4 protein-coding genes and 1 pseudogene are annotated in these 5706 nt (G+C 51.3%); all 5 read left to right on the forward strand.

Going from position 1 to position 5706, the window contains the following annotated elements; translation table 11 throughout:
* Positions 1-194: 194 nt before the first annotated feature.
* A pseudogene (locus AAAU26_RS00145) lies at positions 195-447 on the forward strand (DUF6061 family protein).
* A 162-nt stretch (positions 448-609) separates the two neighbouring features.
* Positions 610-1947 (forward strand): TrkH family potassium uptake protein, encoded by a 1338-nt coding sequence (locus tag AAAU26_RS00150; protein ID WP_227619673.1) that lies wholly within the window; start codon positions 610-612, stop codon positions 1945-1947.
* Between the two features lie 11 nt (positions 1948-1958).
* On the forward strand, positions 1959-2606 hold the full coding sequence (locus AAAU26_RS00155; protein ID WP_015565003.1) for a potassium channel family protein: 648 nt from the start codon (positions 1959-1961) through the stop codon (positions 2604-2606).
* 189 nt (positions 2607-2795) lie between these two features.
* Positions 2796-4769 (forward strand): ATP-binding protein, encoded by a 1974-nt coding sequence (locus AAAU26_RS00160; protein ID WP_227619672.1) that lies wholly within the window; start codon positions 2796-2798, stop codon positions 4767-4769.
* Complete coding sequence (locus AAAU26_RS00165; RefSeq protein WP_005926942.1) at positions 4762-5472, forward strand: response regulator; 711 nt, start codon at positions 4762-4764, stop codon at positions 5470-5472. Before AAAU26_RS00160 ends, AAAU26_RS00165 begins: the two co-directional genes overlap by 8 nt.
* The last annotated feature ends 234 nt before the right edge of the window (positions 5473-5706 follow it).

The following is a 5706-nucleotide window of genomic DNA, read 5'->3' on the forward strand; positions in this document are numbered from 1 at the left end:
GGGTTCAAGAGGCCGTGAGTTCGATTCTCGCCACTCGGACCAAACAAAAATAATCCGAACTTGTTTCCGATAGGAGACGGGTTCGGATTATTTGTTTTCTTCGGAAAATTCAATATGGGCGTCCGTGGAAGATGAAATCCGAAATCATAGATTGGGCGATATAAGCTACGACATGATTTCAGGAGGATACGAACATGAAGTACGATGCAAGAGCTTTGTCATTTCAACATGGACACCGGCTGCGTGGAGCTGCTGCTCCGGGATGAAAGAAAAATTTCCATTGACTGCACTGGGATCGAGGATGCGCTGGATGTAACCATGGCGCAGAGGTCGGAGTTGGATTATCTCATCTACAATGACCCGCTGGGCTACGCGGATTTGATTCTGAATGGCGACCCGGAGAAATATTTGAAGAATGTGGCCGAGAGCCATGGGTTAGAAATTTGAATAAATGCTGGACATTACCATTTTTTGGCTGGTGATGTCCGGCATTTTTTAGTGTTGGCCGATCAATTTTAATGGAATCTTTATACTTCTACAATTTTCTTTACGGCTCCTTTATCTATTCCATGCTAATCTTTATGCACACGGATAGGTAAAGGAGCTTTTATGATTCAATATCCTCGTTACAGGCAGCACCGTTTTTCTTCTTTTCAGGTCATTATTGCAGGTTTTGCGGCAGTTGATCTGGTGGGCGCGTTGCTTCTGATGCTTCCGATTGCTGCACAGCAGCGGTGCGTTACACCGTTCCATGAGGCGCTGTTTACTTCCACCTCTGCCCTTTGCGTGACCGGGCTTGTGGTTCAGGATACCGGCAGCTACTGGTCGGCATTCGGGCAGAGCGTAATTCTTCTTCTGATCCAGATCGGAGGATTGGGTGTCATTACGGTGGGCGCTGCCTTTGCGCTGCTTTCTGGGCGAAAGATCTCCCTCAAGCAGCGCAGCACGATGCAGGAAGCTACGGCTGCCCCACAGATGGGCGGCATCGTGCGGCTGACAGGCTTTATTCTGCGGATCACCGCCCTGTTTGAATTGGCCGGTGCGGCACTGCTGCTGCCGACATTTTGCACCGATTATGGTTTGCGCGGGATCTGGTACGCACTGTTTCATTCCATTTCGGCGTTCTGCAATGCCGGGTTTGACCTGCTGGGAACAGAGGAAGCAAAATTTGTTTCGCTGACACGGTATGCAGGTGACCCATTGCTTACCACAGTGATCGCGGCCCTGATCGTCTTTGGCGGCCTTGGTTTTCTGACATGGGAGGATATTTGTACATATCGCCTTGATTTTCACCGTTATCGGATGCAGAGCAAGGTGATCCTTGTTACAACAGCATTTCTTCTGGTACTGCCGACGCTGTACTTTTATTGCTTCGAGTTCACGGCAGGCTCTGCCCGACAGCGCATTTTATTGTCGATGTTCCAATCCGTTACACCCCGTACTGCCGGCTTTAACACCGCTGATCTTGCTGCGATGGGCAGCGCTTCACAGGCGTTGATGGTGGTTCTGATGCTGTTGGGCGGTTCGCCCGGCTCTACGGCAGGCGGCATGAAAACCACAACATTTGCCGTTCTGCTGGCCAATATGTGGGCAACCTTCCGCCGCAGAGAAGATGCCGAATTTTTCGGGCGGCGCATAGATGGTTCCGCGGTCAAGAATGCTGCCACGATCGCAGGGATGTATTTGACGCTGTTCTGCCTCGGAGCCTTTGTCATTGCTGCGGCTGAGCAGCTGCCGATGTCAGTCTGTTTGTATGAAACTGCTTCGGCTGTGGCAACGGTGGGTCTGACATTGGGCATCACGCCGCAACTGGGGATCCTTTCGCAGGGGGTGCTGATCGCACTGATGTTTTTGGGACGTGTGGGCGGATTGACGTTGATCTATGCGGCATTTGGCAGCAGCCCTGCCAACTCTCGTCTGCCGCAGGAGAAGATCGCAATCGGATAAAGGAGGCAACTATGAAATCGATTCTTTTGATTGGGCTTGGCCGTTTTGGCCGCCATATTGCGCAGGAACTGAATGAGCTGGGTCATCAGGTCATGGCAATCGACAGCAACGAAGACCGTGTGAATGCCGTGCTTTCCTATGTGACGAATGCACAGATCGGTGACAGTACCAGCGAATACTTTCTGCGCTCCCTTGGTGTCGGCAATTTTGATGTGTGTATCGTAACCATCGGCGGCAATTTTCAAAGTTCACTGGAAACGACATCACTGCTTAAGGAGCTGGGTGCAAAGCTTGTGGTCTCGCGTGCAGAGCGGGATGTACAAGCCAAGTTTCTGCTGCGCAACGGTGCGGATGAAGTGGTCTACCCGGAAAAGCAGCTGGCGAAGTGGGCAGCGATCCGATACAGCTCCGAACACATTCTGGATTATATCGAGCTGCAGGACGACCACGCCATCATGGAAGTGACCATTCCGCCGGAATGGATGGATCGCACGATTGGCGAGATCAATATCCGAAAAAAGTATAACATCAATATTCTTGCACTGAAAAAAGACGGAAAGCTCGATATGAACATCACGCCGGATACGCAGCTGTGCCGGGATGAAAGTATGCTGGTTTTGGGAAAATACGCATCGATCCAGAAGTGTTTCCGGCTCTAAAAAGATAGGACGGATCGTATGGATGTCGCTTTGTTATTGATGGTTCTTGGAGTCATGTTGAGTGGTTTTTGGGCAGCAGATGCGCTGGATCACATGCGGAAGGAGATCATTCGACAGGAAGGAAAAAGACGTGGCTGGTGGTCGTGACCATCAAATTGTGCTATACTGTGGGCAAGGCAGGTGATCTTTATGAATCAGAACGACCCACCCACTGAACATATTCTGGCGTGTCTGTCGTCCTCTCCCTCCAATGCAAAGATCGTGCGGACGGCAGCAACGATGGCAAAGGCGTTTGGAGGGACCTTTACAGCTCTGTATGTCCGGACTCCGGATTCGGATCAGATGGGAAAAGAAGACTGTCGGCGTTTGCAGCAGCACATTCGTATGGCAGAGCAGGCAGGTGCCGACATTTCTACGATCTACGGAGATGACATTCCGCAGCAGATCGCAGAGTTTGCCCGGATCTCTGGCATTACAAAAATCGTACTGGGGCGCTCCAGCGTACATCGCCGCCATTTCTGGAGTGGACCGTCACTGACTGAAAAATTGACGCTGACTGCCCCCAATCTGGATATTTATATCATCCCGGATGCTTCTGCAGAGAACGGCTACGGTTCAGGACGGAAGCTGTTCATCCGTCCGCTTCTACCCTCTGTCTGTGATCTGCTGATCACCGCAGGCATCCTGAGCTGCATCACGCTCATCGGCTTCTTTTTCTTGCAACTGGACTTTGCGCGTTATAATATTATTATGCTCTATATGCTGGGGGTGCTGTTCACCGCATTGTGTACCAGCGGCTACACCTGCGGTGTGCTGGGCTCCATTGCCAGTGTTGCGCTATACAATTTTTTCTTGACGGAACCGCGCCTGACATTCCATGCGTATGACCCCGGTTATCAGGTCACATTTGCCCTGATGCTGACCTCTGCGATCATTACCTGTACGTTGACGACACGGCTGAAAGACCATGCAAAAATGTCTGCGCAGGCAGCATTCCGGACAAAAATACTGTTTGACACAAATCAGCTTTTACAGAGAGCAAAAAGTGAGGAAGAAATCCTCTCTCAGACAGCGTTCCAGTTGATGAAGCTGCTGAACCGGAGCCTGATCGTTTACCCGGAACAAAACGGAGGTCTTGGGGCAGAACAGATTTTTTCGGTTGACGGGGAAACGGCGCAAAACATCTTTTCTGCACCGGAAGAACGTGATGCAGCAAATTGGACATTTGCAAACAAAAAGCGTTCCGGCGCAGGCACGGATAGCTACCCGGACGCAAAGGGACTTTATCTTGCACTTCGGACCGGAGGCGGCGTGTTTGGAGTGGTTGGGATCGACCTGTCTGAAAAACCGCTGGATGCCTTTGAAAACAGTGTGCTGCTCTCCATTCTGGGCGAAGGTGCGCTGGCCATCGAAAACCGCAGAAACGCACTGGAAAAAGAGCAGGCAACAGTGCAGGCAAAAAATGAAGAGCTGCGGGCAAATCTGTTGCGCACGATCTCCCATGACCTGCGCACCCCGCTGACATCCATTTCCGGCAATGCCAGCAATCTGCTTTCCAACGGAGAAACGCTGGATACAGAGACCCGGAACAAGATCTGCACCGATATTTTTGACGATGCGCAATGGCTGATCGGTCTGGTGGAAAATCTGCTTTCCATCACCCGCATTGAAGATGGGCGGATGAATCTGCAGATCTCGCCGCAGCTGATGGACGAAATGATCGAAGAAGCACTGCATCATGTCAACCGGAAAAGCTGCGAACACACCATCACAACACAGTATGGGGACGAGATCCTCTTGGTCAATGTGGATGCACGGCTGATCATGCAGGTCGTTGTCAATCTGGTGGATAACGCCATCAAATACACCCCTGTGGGCTCGGTCATTCAGATTTCGGCTTACCGGAAAGACCATCAGGTCGTAGTGGAAGTTGCAGATAACGGTCCCGGCATTCCGGATCGCGCAAAAGCACAGGTGTTCGAGATGTTTTATACCGGGCAGAGCCGCATCGCAGACAGCCACCGCAGCCTTGGACTGGGTTTGCCCCTCTGCCGAGCGATTCTGACTGCTCACGGCGGAACATTGACCCTGCGTGACAACATTCCCAATGGCAGTGTCTTTTCCTTTGCATTGCCGCAAAGTGAGGTGAATATTCATGAATAAGCCGTCCATTCTGGTCGTAGAGGATGATGTTCCTGTACGGTGTCTGATCACAACGACCCTGAAAACCCACGGCTATAAATATCTGACTGCTTCCAATGGGGAAACGGCGATCATGATGACTACCAGCCACAATCCGGACATCATGCTGCTGGATCTTGGGCTGCCCGATATAGACGGCATCGAGGTCATCCGCAGCGTCCGCACATGGTCGAACCTGCCCATCATCGTCCTGAGTGCCCGGAGCGAAGATTCTGATAAGATCGAGGCACTGGACAACGGCGCAGACGATTATCTGACAAAGCCGTTTTCCGTGGATGAGCTGCTGGCAAGACTGCGTGTAACGCAGCGCCGATTGAATCTGCTGGCTTCTGACGGCATAAATAGTCCGGTTTTTGTCAATGGTCCTTTGAAGATCGACTTCTCGGCAGGCTGCGTCTGGCTGAGCGAGAATGAATTGCATTTGACCCCCATCGAGTACAAACTGTTGTGTGTGCTGGCGCATAATGTGGGCAAAGTGCTGACGCATACCTCCCTCACGCAGAAAGTATGGGGCAGTACGCAGGAAAATGACATTGCTTCCTTGCGAGTTTACATGGCATCCCTGCGCAAAAAATTGGAACGATACCCGGATGCGCCGCATCTGATCCAGACCCATGTTGGTGTCGGATACCGGATGCTGCGCGCAGAAAATGATGAAGCATAGTAAAAAAACAGGGTGCGCCCCTGAATAGGACGCACCCTGCCATCGCAATTCACGATTTGATTCGTTGGCAACAACCGTGAATTGCATATCGCAAACAAGTTGTTGAGAATTGCACTGCTTGTAAAACTTGCGATTAAAGCCACAGACGATAGTGATGTGTACAACAGGGCGTTCCCCGTAGCAGAGTTCCCATAAAACAGTATTTGCAAAAGCTCCCGAAATGGGGAAGATTTG

Origin of the sequence: Faecalibacterium longum (assembly GCF_040094125.1) — a bacterium.
GTDB classification, from domain to species: domain Bacteria; phylum Bacillota; class Clostridia; order Oscillospirales; family Ruminococcaceae; genus Faecalibacterium; species Faecalibacterium longum.

Bases quoted from the DNA above. Each gene is read 5' to 3' on its own strand.
- AAAU26_RS00160 (WP_227619672.1), top strand. From the start codon at position 2,796: ATGAATCAGAACGACCCACCCACTGAACATATTCTGGCGTGTCTGTCG.
- AAAU26_RS00150 (WP_227619673.1), top strand. From the start codon at position 610: ATGATTCAATATCCTCGTTACAGGCAGCACCGTTTTTCTTCTTTTCAG.
- AAAU26_RS00155 (WP_015565003.1), top strand. From the start codon at position 1,959: ATGAAATCGATTCTTTTGATTGGGCTTGGCCGTTTTGGCCGCCATATT.
- AAAU26_RS00165 (WP_005926942.1), top strand. From the start codon at position 4,762: ATGAATAAGCCGTCCATTCTGGTCGTAGAGGATGATGTTCCTGTACGG.